This is a genomic window from Mycobacterium sp. 5-140-3-2 (assembly GCF_035666375.1).
Classification (GTDB): Bacteria; Actinomycetota; Actinomycetes; order Mycobacteriales; family Mycobacteriaceae; genus Mycobacterium; species Mycobacterium intracellulare.
The window spans coordinates 1,322,575-1,344,844 of record NZ_CP142025.1; the positions used below are offsets into that span (position 1 = coordinate 1,322,575).

At 68.5% G+C, this 22,270-nt stretch carries 21 protein-coding genes; 11 read left to right on the top strand and 10 right to left on the bottom strand.

Going from position 1 to position 22,270, the window contains the following annotated elements:
* Positions 1-95 precede the first annotated feature (95 nt).
* The 3 genes from P6281_RS06480 to P6281_RS06490 all read left to right on the top strand — a co-directional run bounded on the left by P6281_RS06480 (position 96) and on the right by P6281_RS06490 (position 5,205).
* Positions 96-1,247 (top strand): metallophosphoesterase family protein, encoded by a 1,152-nt coding sequence (locus P6281_RS06480; RefSeq protein ID WP_008254730.1) that lies wholly within the window; start codon positions 96-98, stop codon positions 1,245-1,247.
* Complete coding sequence (locus P6281_RS06485; RefSeq protein ID WP_324738661.1) at positions 1,244-3,865, top strand: AAA family ATPase; 2,622 nt, start codon at positions 1,244-1,246, stop codon at positions 3,863-3,865. Before P6281_RS06480 ends, P6281_RS06485 begins: the two co-directional genes overlap by 4 nt.
* A gap of 95 nt (positions 3,866-3,960) precedes the next feature.
* Positions 3,961-5,205, top strand: a complete 1,245-nt coding sequence (locus tag P6281_RS06490; RefSeq protein ID WP_009955263.1) for an alpha/beta hydrolase — start codon at positions 3,961-3,963, stop codon at positions 5,203-5,205.
* Here the strand turns inward: P6281_RS06490 and P6281_RS06495 are convergent.
* The 4 genes from P6281_RS06495 to P6281_RS06510 all read right to left on the bottom strand — a co-directional run bounded on the left by P6281_RS06495 (position 5,192) and on the right by P6281_RS06510 (position 10,647).
* A complete protein-coding gene (locus P6281_RS06495) occupies positions 5,192-6,826 on the bottom strand; it encodes an ABC transporter family substrate-binding protein (RefSeq protein WP_043955643.1) in 1,635 nt (544 codons plus the stop codon). The two genes, P6281_RS06490 and P6281_RS06495, sit on opposite strands and share 14 nt — an antisense overlap.
* 34 nt (positions 6,827-6,860) lie before the next feature.
* Complete coding sequence (locus P6281_RS06500; protein WP_008254738.1) at positions 6,861-8,696, bottom strand: dipeptide ABC transporter ATP-binding protein; 1,836 nt, start codon at positions 8,694-8,696, stop codon at positions 6,861-6,863.
* Positions 8,693-9,568 carry an ABC transporter permease gene (locus tag P6281_RS06505; protein WP_008254741.1) on the bottom strand — a complete coding sequence of 292 codons (876 nt, stop codon included), beginning with the start codon at positions 9,566-9,568 and terminating at the stop codon, positions 8,693-8,695. The genes P6281_RS06500 and P6281_RS06505 overlap by 4 nt, the downstream gene beginning before the upstream one ends.
* Positions 9,569-9,669: 101 nt before the next feature.
* Positions 9,670-10,647 (bottom strand): ABC transporter permease, encoded by a 978-nt coding sequence (locus P6281_RS06510; RefSeq protein WP_008254743.1) that lies wholly within the window; start codon positions 10,645-10,647, stop codon positions 9,670-9,672.
* 212 nt (positions 10,648-10,859) lie between these two features.
* On the opposite strand from P6281_RS06510, the gene P6281_RS06515 reads away from it, so the two are divergent.
* The gene (locus P6281_RS06515) at positions 10,860-11,351 is read left to right on the top strand and encodes a beta-class carbonic anhydrase (RefSeq protein ID WP_008254746.1); all 492 of its coding nucleotides are present in this window, start codon (positions 10,860-10,862) and stop codon (positions 11,349-11,351) included.
* Positions 11,352-11,425: 74 nt separating this feature from the next.
* Here P6281_RS06515 and P6281_RS06520 read toward each other — a convergent pair whose 3' ends face one another.
* Complete coding sequence (locus tag P6281_RS06520) at positions 11,426-11,866, bottom strand: PaaI family thioesterase (protein ID WP_136244940.1); 441 nt, start codon at positions 11,864-11,866, stop codon at positions 11,426-11,428.
* 112 nt (positions 11,867-11,978) lie between these two features.
* Between P6281_RS06520 and cysD the strand changes: the two genes are divergently transcribed.
* From cysD to P6281_RS06535, 3 genes are read left to right on the top strand one after another with little or no spacing between them, the layout of a single operon-like run.
* Positions 11,979-12,908 carry a sulfate adenylyltransferase subunit CysD gene (gene cysD / locus P6281_RS06525; protein ID WP_009955272.1) on the top strand — a complete coding sequence of 310 codons (930 nt, stop codon included), beginning with the start codon at positions 11,979-11,981 and terminating at the stop codon, positions 12,906-12,908.
* Positions 12,908-14,749: an adenylyl-sulfate kinase gene (cysC, locus tag P6281_RS06530; RefSeq protein WP_008254752.1), complete on the top strand. Its 1,842-nt coding sequence runs from the start codon at positions 12,908-12,910 to the stop codon at positions 14,747-14,749. The genes cysD and cysC overlap by 1 nt, the downstream gene beginning before the upstream one ends.
* 58 nt (positions 14,750-14,807) lie before the next feature.
* Positions 14,808-15,293, top strand: a complete 486-nt coding sequence (locus P6281_RS06535) for an Rrf2 family transcriptional regulator (protein WP_008254753.1) — start codon at positions 14,808-14,810, stop codon at positions 15,291-15,293.
* A gap of 17 nt (positions 15,294-15,310) precedes the next feature.
* Here P6281_RS06535 and P6281_RS06540 read toward each other — a convergent pair whose 3' ends face one another.
* Both P6281_RS06540 and P6281_RS06545 read right to left on the bottom strand, forming a co-directional pair.
* Complete coding sequence (locus P6281_RS06540) at positions 15,311-15,700, bottom strand: VOC family protein (protein ID WP_008254755.1); 390 nt, start codon at positions 15,698-15,700, stop codon at positions 15,311-15,313.
* Positions 15,701-15,743: 43 nt separating this feature from the next.
* Entirely contained in the window at positions 15,744-16,157 is a 414-nt protein-coding gene (locus P6281_RS06545) for a VOC family protein (RefSeq protein ID WP_008254757.1), read from the bottom strand.
* Between the two features lie 66 nt (positions 16,158-16,223).
* Here P6281_RS06545 and P6281_RS06550 point away from each other — a divergent pair, with 66 nt between their 5' ends.
* Both P6281_RS06550 and P6281_RS06555 read left to right on the top strand, forming a co-directional pair.
* Positions 16,224-17,102, top strand: a complete 879-nt coding sequence (locus P6281_RS06550) for an LLM class flavin-dependent oxidoreductase (protein WP_008254760.1) — start codon at positions 16,224-16,226, stop codon at positions 17,100-17,102.
* A 69-nt stretch (positions 17,103-17,171) separates the two neighbouring features.
* Complete coding sequence (locus P6281_RS06555) at positions 17,172-18,038, top strand: tetratricopeptide repeat protein (RefSeq protein WP_008254762.1); 867 nt, start codon at positions 17,172-17,174, stop codon at positions 18,036-18,038.
* 16 nt (positions 18,039-18,054) lie between these two features.
* On the opposite strand, the gene P6281_RS06560 is transcribed toward P6281_RS06555, so the two are convergent.
* A complete protein-coding gene (locus P6281_RS06560; RefSeq protein WP_008254764.1) occupies positions 18,055-19,773 on the bottom strand; it encodes a potassium channel family protein in 1,719 nt (572 codons plus the stop codon).
* A 196-nt stretch (positions 19,774-19,969) separates the two neighbouring features.
* Positions 19,970-20,341, bottom strand: a complete 372-nt coding sequence (locus tag P6281_RS06565; RefSeq protein ID WP_008254766.1) for a nuclear transport factor 2 family protein — start codon at positions 20,339-20,341, stop codon at positions 19,970-19,972.
* A 68-nt stretch (positions 20,342-20,409) separates the two neighbouring features.
* Here P6281_RS06565 and P6281_RS06570 point away from each other — a divergent pair, with 68 nt between their 5' ends.
* The gene (locus P6281_RS06570; protein WP_008254768.1) at positions 20,410-20,940 is read left to right on the top strand and encodes an NUDIX domain-containing protein; all 531 of its coding nucleotides are present in this window, start codon (positions 20,410-20,412) and stop codon (positions 20,938-20,940) included.
* A gap of 99 nt (positions 20,941-21,039) precedes the next feature.
* On the top strand, positions 21,040-21,510 hold the full coding sequence (locus P6281_RS06575; protein ID WP_008254770.1) for a hypothetical protein: 471 nt from the start codon (positions 21,040-21,042) through the stop codon (positions 21,508-21,510).
* 15 nt (positions 21,511-21,525) lie between these two features.
* Here P6281_RS06575 and P6281_RS06580 read toward each other — a convergent pair whose 3' ends face one another.
* The gene (locus P6281_RS06580) at positions 21,526-22,209 is read right to left on the bottom strand and encodes a hypothetical protein (RefSeq protein WP_026071516.1); all 684 of its coding nucleotides are present in this window, start codon (positions 22,207-22,209) and stop codon (positions 21,526-21,528) included.
* Positions 22,210-22,270: the final 61 nt, after the last annotated feature.

Sequence of the window (22,270 nt, forward strand, 5' to 3'; positions counted from 1 at the left end):
CAAGACCTGCCGATCGAGGTCCCCCGTCTTGTCGGTGCGCAGACCTAAACTCGCGATGCCCCGGTAAACACGCAGTTCGAAAGGGGGTCGCCCGCATGCGATTCCTGCACACCGCCGACTGGCAACTGGGCATGACCCGGCACTTCCTCGCCGGCGACGCCCAGCCACGCTACTCGGCGGCCCGCCGCGACGCGGTTGCCGGTCTGGGGGCGCTCGCCGCGGAGGTAGGCGCCGAGTTCGTCGTCGTGTCGGGCGACGTCTTCGAGCACAACCAGCTCCCGCCGACGGTCATCGGACAGTCCCTGGAAGCCATGCGCGCCATCGGAATTCCGGTGTATCTGCTTCCGGGCAACCACGACCCCCTGGACGCCTCATCGGTGTACACCAGCGCGCTGTTCGCCGCCGAGCGTCCCGACAACGTCGTGGTGCTCGACCGTGCCGGCGTGCATCAGGTGCGCCCCGGCCTGGAGATCGTCGCCGCGCCGTGGCGGTCGAAGGTGCCGACCACCGACCTGGTCGCCGACGTCCTCGACGGCCTGCCCGCGGCCGCGGGCACCCGAATCCTCGTCGCGCACGGCGGGGTCGACGTCCTGGACCCCGACAAGGACAAGCCCTCGCTGATCCGGCTCGCCACCCTCGACGACGCGCTGTCCCGCGGCGCGGTGCACTATGTGGCGCTGGGGGACAAGCACTCTCTGACCCAGGTCGGCGACAGCGGCCGGGTCTGGTATTCCGGATCGCCGGAAGTCACCAACTTCGATGACGTGGAATCCGACCCGGGCCACGTCCTGGTCGTGGACGTCGACGAAACCGACCCGCGGGGCGCGGTCTCGGTGACCGCACGAGACGTCGGACGCTGGCGCTTCGTCACGCTGCACCGTCAGGTCGACACGAGCCGCGACATCGCCGACCTCGACGTGAACCTGGACCTGATGACCGACAAGGACCGAACCGTGGTGCGCCTGGCGCTCACCGGGTCGTTGACGGTCACCGACCGCGCCGCCCTGGACGCCTGCCTGGACAAATACGCGCGGTTGTTCGCCTGGCTGGGCCTGTGGGAACGGCGCACCGACCTGGCGGTGATCCCCGCCGACGGCGAGTTCAGCGATCTCGGGATCGGGGGATTCGCCGCCGCGGCGGTCGAGGAGCTGATGGCGACGGCGCGCGAGGAGGATTCCGCCACCGCCGGCGACGCCCAGGCGGCGCTGGCGCTGCTGCTGCGCCTCGCTGATCGGGGCGCGGCGTGAAGCTGCACCGGTTGATCCTGACGAACTACCGCGGCATCTCGCACCGGGAGATCGAATTCCCCGACCACGGCGTCGTGGTGGTGTGCGGCGCCAACGAGATCGGCAAGTCGTCGATGATCGAGGCGCTGGACCTGCTCCTGGAGTCCCGGGATCGGTCGACGAAGAAGGAAGTCAAGCAGGTCAAACCCACCCACAGCGACGTGGGCTCCGAGGTCTCCGCCGAAATCAGTTGCGGCCCCTACCGTTTCGTCTATCGCAAGCGGTTTCACAAGAAGTGCGAGACGGAGCTGACGATCATCACGCCGTGCCGCGAACAGCTGACCGGCGACGAAGCCCACGAACGGGTGCGGGCGATGCTGGCCGAGACGGTGGACAGCGACCTCTGGCATGCCCAGCGTGTGCTGCAGTCGGCGTCGACCGCCGCGGTGGACTTGTCCGGGTGCGACGCGCTGTCACGCGCGCTCGATGTGGCCGCCGGCGACAGCGGCGGGCTCTGTGGCACCGAGCCGTTGCTGATCGAGCGGATCGACACCGAATACGCGCGGTACTTCACCCCGACCGGGCGTCCGACGGGGCCGTGGGCCGCCGCGATCGCCCGGCTCGCCGACGCCGAGGCCGCGGTCGCCGAGTGCGCGGCCGCCGTCGCCGAGGTCGACGACCGGGTCGCTCGCCACGCCGTTTTGACCGAGCAGGTGGCCGACTTCTCCCAGCGGCGCATCGCCGCCGGCCCGCGCGTGGCGGCCGCCCGGGAAGCCGCCGACCGGATCGCCGAGCTCACCGCGCAGCAGCGCGAAGCCCAGTTGGTCGCCGAGGCCGCGGACGCCACCAGCGCCGCGGCGACCGCCGCCCACACCAGCCGTTTGCAGCTGCTCGCCGAAATCGACGCCCGCGCCGCCGCTGTCGCCGAAACGGAAGCCCAGGCGGACCAAGCCGCGTCCGCGCACGCGTCGGCGCGCGCCGAGGCCGAGGCGTGCGACGCCACGCTCCAGCGGGCCACGCAGGTCCTGGCCGACCTGCAGTGCCGGGTCGACGCCGCGCGCCGCGGCGTCGACCGGCTCGCCGACCTCGAGGAGGCCGACCGGTTGAGCACCCGGCTGGCCAAGGTCGACGCCATCGAGCGGGATCGTGAGCGAATCTGCGCCGAGCTCAGCACGATCGCCGTCACCGAGGAACTGCTGCGACGAATCGAGGACGCCTGCGCCGCGGTCGATCGCATCGGGGACCAGTTGGCGTCGACGTCGGCGGCGATCGAATTCACCGCCGCCGCGGACATTCACCTGGTGGTCGGCGGTGAGCGAATCTCGTTGTCGGCGGGGCAGAGCTGGTCGATCACCGCCGCCGGGTCCACCGTGGTCGAGGTGTCCGACGTCCTGACCGCCCGGGTCACCCCCGGCGCGACCACGCTGGATATCCACACGAAACATGCTGCGGCACAACAAGAAATGGCGGCGGCGCTGGCCGCCGCCGAGGTGGCCGATCTCGCCGCCGCGCGCTCGGCCGACCAGCGGCGCCGCGAGCTGGTGAGCGCCCGCGATCAGCTCGGCGCCACGCTGGCCGGTCTGTGCGGCGACGAGCAGATCGACGAGATGCGCTCGCGCCTGGCGCAGCTGCGGGCCCAGCACCCGGCCGAGCCGGCGCCCGGTGCCACGGACATCGGCGCCGCCCGCGCCGAACTCGACGCGGCCCAGCAGGGTCACGCGGCGGCGTCGACCGACTGCGAGGCTCACCGCCAGGCCGCCACCACCGCCGCCGCGGCGCTGGCCGAGTTATCCACCCGGGCAACCGTTCTGCAGAACACGTTGGAAGCCCAGCGGGCCGAGCTGCAGGCGACCGCGGGCCGGCTGGCCGCCGAGCGCGCCTCGGTCAGCGACGAGGAACTCGCGGCGTCGGCGGACTCGGCGTTGCGGGCCGCGCAGGCCGCGGACCAACGAGTCGGCGAGCTCGCCGCCGCCTTGGCCGCCGCGTCCCCCGATGCCGTTGCCGCCGAATTGGCCGAGGCCACAAAGGAAGCCGAGTCGCTGCGGGAGCGCTACGAAGAAGCCGCCCGCGCGTTGCGTGAGATCACCATCGAACTCTCGGTGTTCGGCAGTGAGGGGCGCCAGGGCAAGCTGGACGCCGCGGAAACGGAGCGCGAGCACGCCGCCACGGAGCACAGTCAGATCGGCGCGCGGGCCCGGGCCGCGAAACTGCTGCGCTCGGTCATGACGCGTCACCGCGACACCACGCGCAGACGCTACGTCGAGCCTTATCGCGCGGAGCTGCAGCGGCTCGGACGTCCCGTGTTCGGGCCGAGTTTCGAGGTCGACATCGACAGCGACCTGTGCATCCGTAGCCGCACGCTCAACGGCATCACGGTGCCCTATGAATCCTTGTCGGGCGGCGCCAAGGAGCAACTGGGCATCCTGGCCCGGCTCGCCGGTGCCGCCCTGGTCGCCAAGGAGGACGCCGTGCCGGTGGTCGTCGACGACGCACTGGGTTTCACCGACCCCGACCGGCTGGCCAAAATGGGTCAGTTGTTCGACAGCGTCGGCACTAACGGGCAGGTGATCGTGCTCACCTGCAGTCCCGACCGTTACGACGGTGTGCGGGGCGCGCATCGCATCGACCTCACCGCCTGAGGGCCGCTGACCTCAGCCGATACCGCCGGGTGTGACGACTCGGCGCGTGCCGGGATGCGCTGCCTGCAGAATGGGACCATGGCGGTCCGACACGAATGACGATGAACGCGAAGCGGAGCCGGGTGCAGCAGAAGCTGGCGGAATTGCCCGGCGTGCGCGCCGTGCGCCGGCCGATCTCGCCGCACAGCGCCGACGAGTTCGATCTGTACTACGTGCGCACGGGCCGCAAGTCCCGCCACCCGCTGGTCATCATCCCCGGCGGGCCGGGCGTGGCGTCGGTGCAGATGTACAAGGGACTGCGCAGACGCGCGGCGGCGGCCGGTCTCGACGTCATCATGATCGAACACCGCGGGGTGGGGATGTCGCGCCACGACGATTCGGGTGCCGACCTGCCCCCGCAGTCCATGACCGTGAATCAGGTCGTCGACGACGTGGCGGCGGTGCTCGACGACGCCCACGCCGACTCGGCCGACATCTATGGCGCGTCCTACGGCACCTATATCGCGGCCGGAGTGGGTGTGCGCCATCCCGACCGCGTGCATGCGATGGTGCTCGATTCGCCGCTGCTGTCGCGGCACGACATCGTCATCGTGCGCCGGGCGATTCGCCGGCTGCTACTCCGGGGCGACAGCCCCGAAACCGCCGCCTTGGCACCGAAAATGCGCAAACTGGTCGACGCCGGCGTCATGACCCCGGCGGCGACACACGTCGTCGCGACCATTTACGGCTACGGCGGCGCCGACCTGCTCGAGCGTCAACTCGATCTGTTACTGCAGCGCCGGAAACTATTGTGGTGGACGCTATCCCGGTTCACCACCCTGAGCAATCTGCCGTTCCGCTACGAGGAAGATCTGGTGAGCCGCATCGCGTTTCGCGAGCTGGACTACGCCGCCGAACCCGACGGCCTGCCGCTGGACCCCGCAGTGGCCGAAAGCGAAGCGCGCACGCAGCGAGTGACTTTCGAGGACGAGCCCTATGACCTGCCCACGGAAATGCCGAACTTCAACTGGCCCACCGCGGTGATTTCCGGCGGCCGTGACCTCATCACCCCGCCGGCGGTGGCCGAGCGCGTCGCGTCGCTGCTGCCCGATGCGGTGCTCTTGAGCCTGCCGAGCATGGCGCACAGCGCGCTGGATTTCCGCGAGCCCGTCGCGCTCGCCGCCGCCGAGGCGGTGGGGCGCGGCGACCTGAAAGGGCTTGCCGCCCAAGCGTCGGCGCTGGACGCGCTGCCGCCGCGCCCCGAGGTGCGGCTGCTGTGGAAGTTGATCGAAACGGCGGCCGCCGCCGAAGGCGCGCTGCCGGTCCCCACGCGGCTGCTGCGCCGGCTCAGCTGCGCGTGAATCCGATGGCGGTGTAGTCCAGGTCGCCGAGGCCGGCCGCGCCGAAGTTGGCCAGCGTGCTGCGCACCGCGACGTCCCCGGGCGACTGGGTGAGCGGCAGGCTGAACCCCTCCGCCCAGATCAGCCGGTCGAGGTCGTTGGCCAGCGCCCGCGCCCTGTCGGGGTCGAGTTCTTCCAGGGTCCGCTCGATGGCGGCGTCGATCTGCGGGCTGCCGATCTTGCCGAAGTTGCTTTCCCCGTCGGACTTGTAGATCTGGGTCAACGATGAGAGCGGGAAAGCGTCCCCGAGCCAACCGAATTGGGCGAGGTCGAAGTCTCCGACGTTGATGTAGTTGGTGAAAAAGCCGCTGCCCGCGCGGGCGACAAGCTCGAGCTTGACGCCGATTTGGGCGAGGCTGTGCTGGGTGATCTGCGCGAACTGTCGGCTGCCCTGGGCGTCGTAGAACAGATCACGAATGACCAGCGGGCGACCGTCCTTCTCCCGGAACTGGCCGACCTGCTTCCAGCCCAGGGCGTCGAGCTCGCGCTTGGCCGCGGCCGGGTCGTAGGGAACCACGGCGCTGTTGTCCTGGTAGCCCTTCTGGCCCGCGACGTAGATGTGATTGCCCAGCGCCACCGGGTCGCTGGTGAGGCCGTACTGGACGACCTTGGCGATGGTCTGGCGGTCGATGCCCTTGGACACCGCGACCCGCAACGCCTTGTCGGCCAGGATCGACCCCGGGGCGCCGTTGAAGGTGATGTGCGACCAGGCCGGGGCGGGGGCGCGCCGGATGGTGATTCCCTTGGTGCGCTGCGCGATGGTCAGTTGATCGATGGTGCCGACCCCGGTGGCGTCGATCGTGTTGTTCTGCAGGGCCGGCAGCCGCGCGGCGTCGTCGAGCACCAAGTAGGTGATGTTGTCCAGGCGCGGTCGCGGGCCCCACCATTTCGGGTTGCGGCTCAACACGATCCGCTGGGTCGTCCGATCCAACGAGGTGGCGATGAATGGGCCGGCCGACGGGCCCGGCCCGTCCAGCTGGCCCTTGTTGAACGCCTCGGGGGTAGCCGTCATGCTCTTGGGCAGCAGCATCCCGTTGCCGGCGAACATGCCGCGCCACTCGGCGTACGGCTTGGCGAAGGTCATGACGGCCTGCCGGTCGTCGACGCCGCGGGTCACCGAGGCGACGCGCTCGGCGCCGCTGGGCCCGGCGATCTCGAAATTCTTGTCGGCGCCACTCAGCGCGTGGACCTGGCTGGCGATGTCCTCCCAGGTGATCGGGGTGCCGTCCGACCACACCGCCTTGGGGTTGATCGTGTAGGTCACCACTTGCGGTGCGGTTCCGGTCAGTTCGATGCTGGTGAAGTAGTTGGTGTCGACCGTCGTCGAGCCGTCCGGCCCGATGACGAAGGCTCGCGGCAAGGTGGCCTTCATCATCGCGGCGACCTCGGCGGAATTGCCGTCGATGTGCAAAATGTTGAAGTTCGGCGGGAAGGCGGTGAGCGCGAGTCGCAGGTCACCGCCGTCTCGCAGGGTGGCCGGATCGCGCGGGTTGATGTCGCTGGACGTCCCGATCCGCGCGTTTTGCCCCGTTTCCGGAATCAGGTTGATGGCCGGCGAGCAGCCCGACAGCGCCAGCGCCATCGCGAAAAGCGCCGCCGCCAACCGGATGCCGACGCTAGCCACCTGCGCCCGGATCGGGTCGCGGCACCGCGTCCAGCAGCTGCCGGGTGTATTCGTGTTGCGGGTTGTCGAAGACCTGCCGGCTGTCGCCCCGCTCGACGACCGTTCCGGAACGCATCACGACCACCTCGTGGGCGAGGTGCTTGATCACCGAAAGATCGTGGGAGACGAACAGATAGGACAAGCCGAAGAGCGCTTGCAGGTCGAGCAGCAGGTTGATGATCCCGGCCTGGATGGAGACGTCGAGCGCGGAGACGGGTTCGTCGAGCGCCAGGATCTTCGGTTGCAGAGCCAGCGCACGGGCGATGCCGATGCGCTGCTTCTGCCCGCCGGAGAACTCGGCGGGGTAGCGGACCGCGTCGGCGCGGCGCAGGCCCACGATCTCGAGCAGCTCGGCGACGCGCGCGTTGGTGCCGCCCTTGTCGACCCCGTTGGCGCGCAGCGGTTCGGCGAGAAGCTCGAACACCGGCAGTCGCGGGTCCAGCGAGGCGACCGGGTCTTGGAACACGACCTGAATGTCGCGTCGCAGCGACCGCCTGCTCGCCGGGCTCAGCGTCGTGACATCGGTGCCCAGCACTTCGATCGATCCCGATTGGGGCCCGGTGAGTTCCAGGATCTCGTGCAACGTGGTCGATTTCCCCGAACCGGACTCGCCGACGATGCCGAGGGTACGGCCCTGCCGCAGCTCGAAACTGACGCCGTCGACCGCGCGCACCTCGCCGGCGCGGCGGCGCAGCACGCCCTTGGTCAGCCGGTAGGTCTTGGTCAGGTCACGCACCCGGACGACGACCGACGAGTCATCGGGTCTCACCGACTGTGCCGTGGTGCTGACGCCGTAGATGTCCGCGGCGCTGCGGCCGCCCACCTGATCGGTGCGGATGCAGGCCGCCCGATGGTCGGCACCGACGGGAAGCAGTTCCGGCTCCTCGAGCCGACATTCGTCGATGGCCAGCGGGCAGCGCGGGGCGAACGGACAGCCGGGATCCAGACCGGCCAACGACGGCGGTGCGCCGGGGATCGGCACCAACCGGGTGCCCTGTGCGGCGTCCAGCCGCGGAACCGAGCCCAACAGCCCGACGGTGTAGGGCATTCGGCGGTCCCGGTAAAGGTCGTGCACCTCGGCGGATTCGACGACCCGCCCCGCGTACATCACCAGCGCCCGGTCGGCGAACTCGGCGACCACACCGAGGTCGTGCGTGATGATCAGCACCCCGGCCCCGGTGACGTCGCGGGCGGTTTTGAGGACCTCGAGGATCTGCGCCTGCACGGTGACATCGAGTGCGGTGGTGGGCTCGTCGCAGATCAACAAGTCGGGGTCGTTGGCGATCGCGATCGCGATGACGACCCGTTGCCGTTCACCGCCGGAGAGCTCGTGCGGAAACGCGCGGGCGCGTCGCTCCGGCTGGGCGATGCCCACCAATTCGAGCAGTTCGACCGCGCGATGACGGGCCGCCCGCCGTCCCACCCGCGGCTGGTGGATCTCGATCGCCTCGGCGATCTGGTCGCCGACGGTGTACACCGGTGTCAGCGCCGACATCGGATCCTGGAACACCATGCCGACCGTCTTGCCGCGGAACCGCGACATCGCGTCGTCGTCCAGGCCCAGCAGCTCGGTGTCGTGCAGCCGGACCGAGCCGCGCACCCGCGCGTACTCGGGCAACAGGCCCACGACCGCCATCGCCGAAACGGACTTGCCCGAACCGGATTCGCCGACCATGGCGACGACTTCGCCCGGTTCGACGCGGTAGCTGACGCCGCGGACCGCGGTCACCGGATCGCCGCCGGTCGCGAAGGTCACGGCCAGGTCGGTCACCTCGAGCAGGGGGCTCATCGCGCACCGCCCCGCACCGGGGTGCTGCCCGGGTCGAGCGCGTCCCGCAGGCCGTCGCCGGTCAGGTTGGCGCACACCAGGATCAGCACCAGCACCCCGGCGGGAAAGAGGAACACCCACGGGAACGTGGTCGCCGACTGGGTGCCATTGGCGATCAAGGTGCCCAGCGACACATCCGGTGGCTGGATGCCGAAACCCAGGAAGCTCAAGCCGGTTTCGGCCAGAATGGCCGAGGCGACGTTGAGCGCTGCGTCGATGATCAGGATGGACGCCACGTTGGGCACCACATGCCCGACAATGATGCGGCGGCTGGATACGCCCATATACCGTGCGGCACGGATGAATTCGCGCTCGCGCAAACTCATGGTCATGCCCCGCACCATGCGGGAACTGACCATCCAGCCGAATCCCGCCAGCAGCAGAACGAGCATCACGATGTTCGCCGAGTCCTTGGTGCGCGGCGTCACGATGGCGATGAGGATGAAGCTGGGCACCACCAACAGCAGGTCGACCAGCCACATCAGCACACGGTCGCGCCAACCGCCGAAATAGCCCGAGACCGAACCGACGGTGGCGGCGATGCCGGTGGAGATGACCGCCACGCACACCCCGATCAGCATCGACTTCTGCATCCCCCGCAGGATCTGCGCCAGCAGATCTTGTCCCAGCGCGTTGGTGCCCAGCCAGTGGCGCGCGCTGGGCGGCTGCAGCAGCGCGGTGAAATCGAGGTCCTCGTAGGAATAGGGAAGCACCGCGGGCAGGGTGTAACAGCCCACGAACAGCAGCACCAACAAGATCAGCGACGCCACCGCGAACCGATTGCGCGCAAACCTGCGTAGCACCAGCGTGCGGCGCGAGGTGAAGTCCGCCACGTCGTGACTCGAAAACCCGTGGGCGCCATCGATATCCGCCGCGGAGGTCCATGAACGCCCCGGCGCCTCGTCGCTTCGCTCTGCATCGTCGGCGGCGCGGGTCATGACACCCTGACCCTCGGGTCGAGAGCCGCGTAAAACACATCGGAGAGCAGGCCGGCCAGCAACACCACCGCGCCGGAGAACACGGTGATGGCCGCGACGATGTTGGTGTCTTGCGTCGCGATGCCCTGCACCAGCCATTCGCCCATGCCGTGCCAGCCGAAGATCTTCTCCACGAACACCGCTCCGGTGACCAGCCCGGCCACCCCGTAGGCGAACAGGGTGGCCAGCGGGATCAGCGCGGTGCGCAACCCGTGCTTGACCAACGCGCGCCGGCGGGTCAGCCCCTTGGCCCGCGCGGTGCGGATGAAGTCCTGGCCCAGGACGTCGAGCATCGCGTTGCGCTGATAGCGGCTGTATCCCGCCGCGGCCGCCAGCGCCAGGGTCAACGACGGCAACACCAAATGCCGCAACCGGTCGAAGAAGTGCGCGCCGGCCCCGCCGGACACCCCCGGCGATGTCTCCCCGGTGTAGTCGAAAATCTGCAGACCCACGGCCCAGTTCACCCGCAGCGCGGCCAGGATCAGCAGGTTGGCGATGACGAACGTCGGGGTGCTCAACACGAGCAGGGCCATCATGGTGACGACGCGATCGCTGAGCCGATACTGCCGAATCGCGCCCCACGCCCCGGCCGCGATGCCCGCGACGGTGCCCACCAGCGACCCGATGACCAGCAGGCGCAGCGTCACTCCGACTCGGCGCCACAGTGACTCCCCGACGGACTGCCCGGTGACGGTCTTGCCGAAGTCACCGCGGACGGCGTGTGAAGCCCAGTGCGCGTAGCGGATCGGGATCGCCTCGTCGAGACCGAGCGCGTGGGCCTTGGCGTCGATGACGGCTTGTGGTGGTCGCGGGTTGCGCTGCAACAGGCTGTCCAGCGGTTTGAAGGCCACCGACGTCAGGCAGAACGTCAGAAACGATGCCAGCGCCAGCAGCACGACGTAGTTGAGCAAGCGGCGGGCGAGAAACCGGGTCATACCCGTCCGCACAGCACGCGTCGCATTGGGACAGGTTATCGAGCCGGCGGCACGGCGTCGCGCGTGCAGCGCCGGGCGCGTTCGGTGAGCTTCAGATCTGCTTGATTCTCATGCGTGAATCGCGTGTGATCGGTTGTTAACATGCACCGCGGTACCGAGCCGTGCGGCGATTGCGGCACGCCTCAGACCGCGACACTGTCGAGGAGGCTTGCGTGACGGTTACCGATGACTTGCTGGGCAACAACGCCGAATATGCGAAGACCTTCAACGGGCCGCTGCCGATGCCGCCGGGCAAGCATGTGGCGGTCGTCGCGTGCATGGATGCGCGGCTCGACGTGTATCGCCTCCTGGGCCTCAACGAGGGGGAGGCCCACGTCATCCGCAACGCCGGAGGGGTCGTCACCGACGACGTCATCCGCTCGCTGGCCATCAGCCAACGACTGCTGGGGACGCGAGAGATCATCCTGATTCACCACACCGATTGCGGGATGCTCACGTTCACCGACGACGACTTCAAGCGCACCATCCAGGAGGAGACCGGGGTCAAACCGCCGTGGGCGGCCGAGGCGTTCCCGGATGTCGCCGAGGACGTCCGGCAGTCGCTGCGGCGCATCGAGGGCAGTCCGTTCGTCACCAAGCACGTCTCCGCGCGTGGCTTCTTCTTCGACGTCGCCACCGGCAAGCTCAACGAGGTCACGCTCTAGAAGCGCGCGCCGAGCGTGTAGCCACGGCGAAAAATCGGCCCGATCCCCGCCATCAGTGCACGTTCGGTGGCCCTTCAGCCGACCTTGTAGGTCGCCAAGGCCTTGGCCACCAGCGTGCCCCCCGAGTCGACGATCTCGGCCTCGCAATTGACCAGCGATCGGCCGCGTCGCAGCACCCGGCCGATGCCGATCACGTCGGTGGCCCGAGCCGGGGCCATGTAGTCCAGCGCCATCGACACCGTCACGCCGCGTAGTTCCGGCGGGGCTGGGACGCCGCACCACGCCGCCGCCATGACGGTGAGGTCGGCCAGGGTGGCGATGGCCCCACCGTGAACCATGTCGCCGAGCGTCACGTTGGACGGGTCCCAGGGCAGCCGCAGCCGCACCTCGTCCTCCTCGAGCCGGTCGGCGACGATGCCCAGCTTGACGACGAACGGGGACTGGGGGAGGAACTGCGCGATGACGTCGCGGCCGCTGGGCGCGGGCGGGCGAGAAGGTCCGGGGTGAGAAGTCATTCGTCCATGTTTTCGCACCCCAGGTTGACAGGTCCAGCGCCAGCTGGTCTCATATATCGCTAAGATGCCAAATATGGTCAGTTATGCCAGGTTTTAGCCAGCGAAGGAAGCTATGACCAGTGATCTGAAGACGGCCCCCGCCGTCGGACAGTACGAATTGAGCCACCTGCGCTCGCTGGAGGCAGAGGCGATCCACATCATTCGGGAGGTGGCCGCCGAGTTCGAGCGGCCGGTGCTGCTGTTCTCGGGCGGCAAGGACTCCATCGTCATGCTGCATCTGGCGCTGCGGGCGTTCCGTCCGGGCCGATTGCCGTTCCCGGTGATGCACGTCGACACCGGACACAACTTCGACGAGGTGATCGCGACCCGCGACGAGCTGGTCAACGAGCACGGAGTGCGCTTGGTCGTCGCCTCGGTCCAGGAAGACATCGACGCCGGACGGGTGGTCGAGCCACGCCAGGGGCGCAACCCCATCCAGACCGTGACCCTGCTTCGCGCCATCCGGGAGAACAAGTTCGACGCGGCGTTCGGCGGGGCGCGCCGCGACGAGGAGAAGGCCCGCGCCAAGGAGCGTGTGTTCAGCTTCCGCGACGAGTTCGGTCAATGGGATCCGAAGGCGCAGCGGCCCGAGCTGTGGAACCTGTACAACGGCCGGCATCACAAGGGTGAGCACATCCGGGTCTTCCCGCTGTCCAACTGGACCGAGTTCGACATCTGGTCCTACATCGGCGCCGAGAACATCGCCCTTCCGTCGATCTATTACGCGCACCGGCGCAAGGTCTTTCGCCGTGACGGCATGTTGTTGGCGGTCGATAAGAACATGCAGCCCAACGCCGACGAGCCGGTGTTCGAGGCGACGGTGCGATTCCGCACCGTCGGGGATGTCACGTGCACCGGATGCGTGGAATCGCAAGCTGCCACCGTCGACGAGGTCATCGCCGAGACCGCGGTGTCCCGGCTCACCGAACGCGGGGCGACCAGGGCCGACGACCGGATCTCGGAGGCCGGCATGGAAGACCGCAAACGACAGGGATACTTCTGATGGCCACCTTGCTGAGGCTCGCAACGGCGGGTTCCGTCGACGACGGCAAGTCCACCCTGATCGGCCGCCTACTGTATGACTCCAAGGCCGTCATGGAGGACCAGTGGGCCGCGGTGGAGCAGACGTCCAAGGACCGCGGCCACGACTACACCGACCTGGCGCTGGTGACCGACGGCTTGCGGGCCGAACGCGAGCAGGGCATCACGATCGACGTCGCCTACCGCTACTTCGCCACTCCCAAGCGCAAATTCATCATCGCCGACACCCCCGGCCACATCCAGTACACCCGCAACATGGTGACCGGGGCGTCGACCGCCCAGCTCGTGATCGTGCTCGTCGACGCGCGGCACGGCCTCTTGGAGCAGTCACGCCGCCACGCCTTCCTGGCGTCCCTGCTGGGCATCCAGCACATCGTGCTCGCGGTCAACAAGATGGACCTGATCGGTTGGGACAAAGAGAAATTCGAGGCGATCCGCGACGAGTTCCACGCCTTCGCCGCTCGGTTGGACGTGCACGACGTGGCCACCATCCCGATCTCCGCGCTGCACGGCGACAACGTGGTGACGAAGTCGGACCAGACGCCGTGGTATGAAGGGCCGGCCTTGTTGTCGCACCTCGAAGAGGTGTACATCGCCGGTGATCGCAACATGGTCGACGTGCGGTTCCCGGTGCAGTACGTCATCCGGCCGCACACCCGCGAACATCAAGACCACCGCAGCTACGCCGGCACCGTCGCCAGCGGCGTCATGCGCGCCGGGGACGAGGTCGTGGTGCTGCCCGTCGGCAAGCACACCCGCATCACCGCGATCGAGGGCCCGAATGGTCCGGTGGAAGAAGCGTTCCCGCCGATGGCCGTGTCCGTCACCCTCGCCGACGAGATCGACATCTCGCGGGGAGATCTGATCGCCCGCACCCACAACCAGCCCCGGGTCGCGCAGGAGTTCGACGCGACGGTGTGCTGGATGGCCGACGGCGCGGCGCTCGAGCCCGGCCGCGATTACGTCATCAAGCACACCACCCGCACCACGCACGCCAAGGTGACCGCGCTCGACTACCGCCTCGACGTCAACACGCTGCACCGCGACAAGTCCGCGACGGCGTTGAAGCTCAACGAGCTTGGCCGCATTTCGCTGCGCACCCAGGTTCCGCTGCTCCTCGACGAGTACACCCGGAACCCGAGCACCGGGTCGTTCATCCTCATCGACCCGCACACCAACGGTACCGTGGCCGCCGGCATGGTGTTGCGCGACGCGTCGGCGCAGGCGGCGAGCCCAAACACGGTGCGGCACAAGCCCTCGGCGATCGCGCAGGCTCGGCCCCGCGGCAAGACGGTGTGGTTCACCGGTCTGTCCGGCTCCGGCAAGTCGTCGGTGGCCATGCTGGTCGAGCAAAAGCTGCTCGAAAAGGGGTCTCTGGCTTACGTTCTCGATGGGGACAACCTGCGGCACGGTTTGAACGCCGACCTGGGCTTTTCCATGGCCGACCGCGCCGAGAACCTGCGCCGGCTCGCGCATGTGGCGGCGCTGCTCGCCGACTGCGGCAACGTCGTGCTGGTGCCGGCGATCAGCCCGCTGGCCGAACAACGCGAATTGGCCCGCAAGGTGCACGCCGACGCCGGGTTCGAGTTCATCGAGGTCTTCTGCGACACCCCCATCGACGAATGCGAAAAGCGTGACCCCAAGGGGCTGTACGCGAAGGCGCGCGCCGGTGAGATCACCCAGTTCACCGGGATCGACAGTCCGTATCAGCCGCCGGCGAATCCCGATCTGCGGCTCACCCCGGACGGCACCATCGAGGAGCAGGCGCAGCGGGTCCTCGACCTGCTCGAATCGCGCGGGTAGCACGCCGGTGCCGCCCGGCTGCGCCGAAATGCCCGCACCGGATGGCACAATCCTGAGAGTGCGCATGTCAGCGAAGGCGGAGTACGCCGTGCGGGCGATGATCCAGCTCGCCACGGTGTCCGACGGGACGCTGGTGAAGACCGACGACTTGGCCCAGGCCCAGGGCATCCCGCCGCAATTTCTCGTCGACATCCTGACCAACCTGCGCACCGACCGGCTCGTGCGCAGCCATCGTGGCCGTGAGGGCGGCTACGAATTGGCCCGCTCCGGCAGCGACATCAGCATCGCCGACGTCCTGCGCTGCATCGATGGGCCACTGGCCAGCGTCCGCGACATCGGACTCGGGGACCTGCCGTATTCGGGACCGACCGCCGCGCTCACCGACGTCTGGCGGGCGCTGCGCGCCAGCATGCGGTCCGTGCTGGAACAAACCACCCTGGCCGACGTCGCGACCGGCGGCCTGCCCAAGCATGTGGCGCAACTGGCCGACGACTATCGGAAACAGGAGAGCCAGCGGCACGGCTCGGCGCGCACCGGCGACTAGGCAACGTGCACAACGGCTCAGCCGCCCGACCCGTAGGGGCGGGTGAGGATCTCCATGGCATGACCGGAGGGGTCGGTGAAATACACCCCGCGTCCGCCGTCATTGTGGTTGATCTCGCCGGGACGCGTGGCGCCCGGATCGGCCCAGTGCTGCATGCCACGAGCCCGGATCTTGTCGTAGATCGTGTCGAACTCCTGCTCGGACACCAAGAAGGCGTAGTGCTGACGCGGGATGTCCGCGCCGTCGGGGGCATCCGCGTAGTCCAGGGTGGCACCGTGCTCTAGTTCGACAACCATGAAGTGGCCGAACGGCTTTGGGCTGGGCAGCCCGAACAGCTCGGTGAGAAACTCGGCGGATTCTCGTTTGTCGCGCGACGCGACGATGGTGTGGTTGAAACTGATGCTCATAGTTCTGTCCAGTCAACCACCGCACGCCCCGCGCGACAACGCGCTACTTCGGCGCGGTCAGCTCCAGGGCGATGTTGTCGGGGTCGCGGAACTCCAGTATGTAAGACGGCCCGATGTCCTTGATCGGCTCGTGAGTGACGCCAAGGTCATCGAGATGCGCTGCCGCCGAATCCAATTCGTCCCTAGTGGTGAGCCGGAACGCGATGTGGTCCAGCCCGACGCGATTCTCGTCGAAGCGGCCCGCGGCGACGGGCCGCAGGCCGAGCAGCGTGCCGCCGAGGTCGTAGATGACACCGCCGAACAAAAAGCTCAACTGATTGCGGGTGGCTTCGTCGGCGTTGTCGGGGACCTCCAGCAACACCGGCCAGCCGAACACGCTCTCGTAGAACTGCCGGGATCGCTCGATATCGGTCACGGTCAGTCGGACATGCGCGATGGAAGTGCTGGTGAAGTCCATTCGGTCCATGGTTCCACTGATGGGTCGCATGTTAAACATGCCAGAATCGCCGTCGTGCAGATAGCGATGACGATGCCGGTGATGGAACCGGATCTGGATGCGACGGTGCTCGAGACCTGGGCGCGCACCATTGACGAGGGGCCGTTCTCGTCACTGTGCTGGGGTGAGCGCATCGCGTTCGACAATCCGGACAACCTGACGCTGCTGGGCGCGCTGGCCGCCTGGACCGATCGGGTGCGGCTGCTGACGACGGTGATCGTGCCGCAACTGCACGACCCGGTCATGCTCGCCAAGGGTCTGGCGACCGGCGACATGCTCAGCGGCGGCCGGTTGACCGTCGGCATCGGGGTGGGCGGCCGGCACGAGGATTACCACGCCGTCGGCGCCGACCCCGCCACACAGACCATGCGCGGCATGGCCGAACGGGTGGCGGTGATGAAGCGCGTCTGGGCGGGGGAGAAGACCACCGACTCGGTGCGGCCCGTCGGTCCGGCGCCGGTGCAGCCCGGCGGTCCACCGCTGTTCGTCGGCAGTATCGGTCCGAAGACCATCCGCAGCGCCGCGGCGTGGGCCGACGGGCTGGCGGGCACCACCCTGGACCTCGACGTCGCCAAGCAGAACGAGCTGTTCGACGTCACGCGAGACGCCTGGGCGCGGGCCGGCAAGCCCAAACCCCACCTCATCACCTCGTTTTGGTTCGCTTTCGGGTCCCCCGAGGAGTCCCGCGCCCAGGTGCACCGCCATCTACGTCGCTACATGAACTGGATACCGGCCGAATACGTCGACGCCATGGCGCCGATGACCGGGTGGGCCGGCAGCGAAGACGAGCTGCTGGACGTGCTGCGCCGGTTCGAGGAGATCGGCACCGACGAGGTTCAGCTCATCCCGACGAGCTCGGATGTCGATCAGCTGCGCCGCGCCGCGGAGGTCGCCGGGCGGCTGTAGTCCAGCTCGGGCCGAGCGGCGGCACAGGGTGAATTGCCGCATCGGCGCCGCGGGGTTTTCATTAGCGACATGACGCAGCAGGAGTTGCCCGCCCCGCTGGCCGAAATGACCGGGCTGATGGCGCAGTGCGCGAACAACGGCGATTTCGCCGGGGCCGCGCTGCAGGCGAACGAGCTGGTGACCCTGTGCCGGGCAACGCTGGGGGAGCGCGATCCCAACGTCCTCGAGCTCAAGGTGGCGCTGGCCACCGTGCAGCTGCGGGCGGGCGAGGACGCCGCCGTCTACGCCGACCTAAAGGAGTTGATACCCGATCTCGTCGAGGTGCTCGGTCGCGATCACCTGAGCACCTTGACCGCGCGCCACCTGCTGGCCGGTCGCCAACAAGCGCCGGTGTCGTCGCTGTCCGAATGGTCGCAGCTCGTCGCCGACGAACAGCGGATTCTGGGGCCCGACCACGAGAGCACGCTGATGGCCCGCGAGAGGGTCGCCGAGAAGCGTTGGGAGACCGGTGATTTCGCCGGAGCTATGACCGAGGGCCAACATGTGCTCGCCGCGCGGCGGCGGGTGCTCGGCGACGACCACGCCGACACCCTCGGGACGCGGTTGATGCTGGCGATCTGGCGAGGGCGGGCCGGTGACATCCCCGCGGCGATCACCGAACTCGAGTGGCTGATCGGCGAGCTGCGCGACAAGCTGGGCAGCGACCACGTTCATCTGCTCATGGCGCGGCACATGTTCACGCTGTGGGCCCCGAACCGGGCCGGCGTGACGGACGGGGTCACCGCATGGGAGGCGCTGGTCGAGGAGGAATCCCGCGTCCTCGGCGACGAGCATCCGGTGACAATCGCGGCCCGCCAGGAATTGGCCGGCTGGTGTGCCCGGCACCGCGCCCGCGCGGGCGAACCCGACACCCCGGTGGACTGGTCCGCCTCCTGACCTGGATGTGCGGGCGTCAGGTCGCCGCTTTGTCCGCCGGGCGCTCGTCGTCGACGGCAGGCTCCTGCGGTGGCTGCCCCTTGCGCAGCGTCTCCAGCAGCTCCCGGTACGGCCCGACCAGGTAGACGGTGTCGCCGCCGCGAAGCCAGGCGTCGCGGCGCGGGTGTAGCTCGACCGGGGCGTCCCGACGGGTGATGGCGATGACCCGGGTCTGGGTGGACATTTCGAACATCCGCAGCCCGTCGAGTTCGCTGCCGGCCGCCACGTGCATGGCGCCGACCATGAAGGATCGCTGCCCGACCGAGAACGTGCCCAGCACCTGCAAACCCATCGCGGCACCGATGAACCACGGGGCGGCCAGGTCGACCGTCGACCGGACGTTCTCGAACCCGAACCGCTTGGCCACCGCGTCGCCCAGCGTGCGGTCGTAGATGCGCAGCACGATCGGCACGTCGGGCCGGTTGACCTCGGGCATCACCCGGGGACCCAGCATCTCGCGCAGCACGATGCCGATCTCGATGTTGACCATGTCGTCCTGAGTCAGCACGGCCACGGCGCGGGCGCGGTCGACGCGGGCCGACTCCAGCGTCTGGCGCAGCGTGGCGTCCCCGAAGATCACCGGCACGTCGAGTTCGGCCGCGGTCGACAGGAACCGGTTGTTCTCGTCGCGTTCGATCACCGCGACGTCGTATCCGGCCGCGGTCAGATCGCCGACGACGCGGCTGCCGAAGGACCCCAGCCCCACCACGATGATGTGGTCGCGCAGGTGGCGCGCCCGCCGGACGCCGGCCGATTGCAGGACGCGGCGCGACAACAGCAAGTCCGCCACGAAGGCGACGAGCAGCGCGGTGGTGGTCACGCCGGCGAACATCAGGCCGACGGCGAAGATGCGTAGCCACGCGGATTGTTGGGCGAAGGTGAATTCGCCGTATCCCACAGTGGTGATGGTCTCCGCGGTGAAATACATTGCGTCAAGCCAGGACAGGCGCGGCTTCGTGTAGGAGAAGTGCACGACGATCGTCGACGCGAGCAGCAGGGTGAGCGCGAGCAGCATGGCGGGGAAGAGCAGGGGGTTGACGTCGTCGCGCATTGCGCGTGCGGCGTCCGAGGCCCGCCGCACCCACGAGCGGCGCGAGCGCGTCGCGGTCGGCCGGGGCGTCTTGATGCCGCGGGCGGCCAGTTCGTCGGCGCTGCCGATCATGGCGGTCCAATCACCGGCGCGCACCCGATGGTCGCGGCCCGGACAGGGCACCACCTCGCCGGGGGTGGCGGCGTCCTGGCCGTGGATCACGGCCACCGGTGCCAGGTCGCCGTAGATCTCTCGAAGGGTCGCGTCGCGTGGCGCCTCGGCGCCCGACACGACGAAGTTGATGCCGGCCGCCTCGACCGGGTGGGTGTTGCTCGCCAGGCACGCCTCGACGACCGACGGCGCCGCGAGGTCGGCGACATCGAGGATGGCCCCGGGGCCGTTGTCGGCGGCCACCGCTCCCCGCAGCACGTCGTTGCCCAACCGGGCGACCACGCGCAGATTCGGATTCGTTTTCCTTGCCAATAAAGCGTTTTCGAGATTCTTGGCGTCGTCACGCCCGGCGCAGACGATGGCGCTTGCTTGGGTGAGGTCCGCGCCGGTGAGGTCCTCGCTCGGCAGCTTGACGACTGTGGCGCCCGCGCGGTTCAGTTCCGTGGCGATCGTGGTCGCGAGCACGTCGTCGCCGCTGACGATGATGCCACCCATAAACCCCACCTCTGATGACATTGGCGCTCACGTGTTGCTATGACTATCGGGCACCGTGCCGGTTGACGCCAGTGCGACATGTGCTCAAGCGCGAATTGATTGGGCGGGCGGGCGGGCGGTGGGCCGCGGCCAAAGGCACTGCGATCGTGGGTGCGAATCCGAGTTAAGCCATATGCCAACGGGATTGGCGACCGGGCTACAACACCTGGACGTCAGCCGGTGACCAGAAGGCGCGCATCGACGTGATTTTGGCGTCCGCGTCGAACGACATCGTCGAGATGGGGGAGATTCGGGTGCGGCTGTCACCGGCGTCGAGCGTGAGGTGCCAGAAGAAGGCGGCTTCGCTGCCGGAGACCCGCAATTCGGCGAGTTCGGTGTCCTTCTTGGCGTCTTGGAATCCCGCATAGAACGCGCGGATGGCGTCATGCCCGCGGCGAATGTCGGCGCCGATCGGATCCTCGATGGTGGCATCGGCGGCGTAGAGGGTCACGATGTCGTCGGCGGTGCCCGTGGCGACGAGCGCGAGGTAGCGATTGACGGTCTCGGTGATGGCTTGCGGGGACGGCATGGATTCGGACGCTACTCCCTCGCCATGGCCACCGCTTCGGGTGCGGTGTGCACGGCAATACTGGCGGCGTGACGTTCATCGAATGCCTCGCGAGCCGCGAGATCTACCGGAATCCGTGGATGGTGCTGCGCGAGGATGACATCCGCCGCCCGGACGGCAGCACCGGCCTCTACGGCGTCGTCGACAAGCCGGGCTACGCGCTCGTGATGCCCTATGACGGGCGACGCTTCCGGTTGGTCGAGCAGTTTCGCTACCCCATCGGGGAGCGGCGTTGGGAGTTTCCCCAAGGCACCGCCCCGGACCTGGCCGACGCCGACCCGGCCGAGTTGGCCTCGCGTGAGCTGCGCGAGGAAACCGGATTGCGCGCAACGACGTTCGAGGCGCTCGGCGAGCTCGACGCGGCCCCGGGGATGACCAGTCAGCGCGGCTGGGTGTTTCTGGCCACGGGCATCATCGAGGGCGAAGCCGACCGCGAACACGAGGAACAGGACATGCGCAGCGCGTGGTTCGCCCGCGACGAGGTGGAGCGGATGATCCGCGAGGGCGTCATCGCCGACGCGCAGTCGATCGCCGCCTACGGACTGTTCCTGTTGCGCTGAAAACCGTGATCGTGTCCTCGCCGAGATCACACCGCGTCATCGGACGCTCACCATTGACCGATGCGACCGAGGCTTCGGGTAGTTGCGGTCCTCGCAGCCGTGACTGCCTCGGTCGCCGGCGCCCCCGCCGTCTGCGCCCATGCGGTGTCGCCGTCGTGGAACGGCAAATACTCACTGGTGCGGTATGCGGCCGGCAAAACCGGCACCAGCGTCGCCGCGACGCAGGCCGAAGCCACGTTCAGCGCCGACTACGTCTTCACCACCGCATGCTCGTCGGGCCGGTGTGTGGCCACCGCCACCGACGGGCCCACGCCCAAGAATCCGACCCTGCCCCAGCCGTCGCGCTACACCTGGGACGGGGCGAAATGGGTGGAGCGCTTCGACTTTCAGTGGGATTGCTATATGGGCGAGGGCGCGCCGAAGGTGTGGGCGCCCGCGCGGTCGTGGGCCTTCTACACGCCGCAGGCGGACGGATCGTTGCGCGGTGTCTGGCACACCGACATCAACGGCGGCCCGTGCCGCGGAACGGTCGAAATGCCGGTGGCGGCGTTTGCCGCCGGGACGGCCTGACGAAGGCGACGCCGATCAATCCGGCGCGCTGGTCATGGAGGCGATGTAATACACCTCGTGACCGGTCGGATAGCCGCCACCGTCGGTGGCGATGTGGACGTGGTCGTAATGGTTGGCGGTCTCCGAGCCCAGGTCGGCCGTCCAGTTGCCCCCGCCGACGCCCGGGTAGATCTTCTGGCGCCAGATCACGTGATTGATGCCCCAGCGCTTGGCGTTCGCCAGCGCATACCCGGCGATCTGGTTGCCGAGGTCGATGCCCTCGGGGGTGTGGAAGTTCGGGATCATCACGTCGATCGCCAACCCCTTGGGATGCCACGGCAGCGGGTCCTCCCGATACCCGTAGATCGTCTTGATCTGCGGAAAGAGCACTCCGATCGCGCGGGCCGCCCAGATGGTCTTGACCTGTAGCCGATCCTCGGACGCGACGCCGCGGGGCAACGCGAGCTGGAACTGCTGGCCGGCGGAGGGGGCGGGTGGTGCCAGGGCGGTGAGCGCCTCCACCTCCGCGGGACTGGCGGTGTGCGGTGGGCTGGGTGGCGGGGCCGCCGCCGCGGTGGCGCTGGTGGGGGCCGCCGCCGGCGTCTCGGCGCAACACCGCGGCTTGGTGCCCTGGGCGTGGATCATGGCGGCCGAGACGACGAGCGACGCCGCGACCGCCAGCCATCGGCCAGCGCCCTTGGCGAACACTCTCACGCCCACGGCCAGCAGCTTAATGTCGCCTGTGACCTGTGTGGCGGTGTTTTCAGAAGACGGGCGTGCG

Coding starts and splice junctions, on each gene's coding strand:
- cysC (WP_008254752.1), top strand. CDS start 12,908: ATGGCCACCTTGCTGAGGCTCGCAACGGCGGGTTCCGTCGACGACGGC.
- cysD (WP_009955272.1), top strand. CDS start 11,979: ATGACCAGTGATCTGAAGACGGCCCCCGCCGTCGGACAGTACGAATTG.
- P6281_RS06560 (WP_008254764.1), bottom strand. CDS start 19,773: ATGGGTGGCATCATCGTCAGCGGCGACGACGTGCTCGCGACCACGATC.
- P6281_RS06500 (WP_008254738.1), bottom strand. CDS start 8,696: ATGAGCCCCCTGCTCGAGGTGACCGACCTGGCCGTGACCTTCGCGACC.
- P6281_RS06480 (WP_008254730.1), top strand. CDS start 96: ATGCGATTCCTGCACACCGCCGACTGGCAACTGGGCATGACCCGGCAC.
- P6281_RS06510 (WP_008254743.1), bottom strand. CDS start 10,647: ATGACCCGGTTTCTCGCCCGCCGCTTGCTCAACTACGTCGTGCTGCTG.
- P6281_RS06520 (WP_136244940.1), bottom strand. CDS start 11,866: ATGACTTCTCACCCCGGACCTTCTCGCCCGCCCGCGCCCAGCGGCCGC.
- P6281_RS06565 (WP_008254766.1), bottom strand. CDS start 20,341: ATGCCGTCCCCGCAAGCCATCACCGAGACCGTCAATCGCTACCTCGCG.
- P6281_RS06550 (WP_008254760.1), top strand. CDS start 16,224: ATGACGATGCCGGTGATGGAACCGGATCTGGATGCGACGGTGCTCGAG.
- P6281_RS06540 (WP_008254755.1), bottom strand. CDS start 15,700: ATGAGCATCAGTTTCAACCACACCATCGTCGCGTCGCGCGACAAACGA.
- P6281_RS06545 (WP_008254757.1), bottom strand. CDS start 16,157: ATGGACTTCACCAGCACTTCCATCGCGCATGTCCGACTGACCGTGACC.
- P6281_RS06555 (WP_008254762.1), top strand. CDS start 17,172: ATGACGCAGCAGGAGTTGCCCGCCCCGCTGGCCGAAATGACCGGGCTG.
- P6281_RS06490 (WP_009955263.1), top strand. CDS start 3,961: ATGACGATGAACGCGAAGCGGAGCCGGGTGCAGCAGAAGCTGGCGGAA.
- P6281_RS06495 (WP_043955643.1), bottom strand. CDS start 6,826: ATGGCGCTGGCGCTGTCGGGCTGCTCGCCGGCCATCAACCTGATTCCG.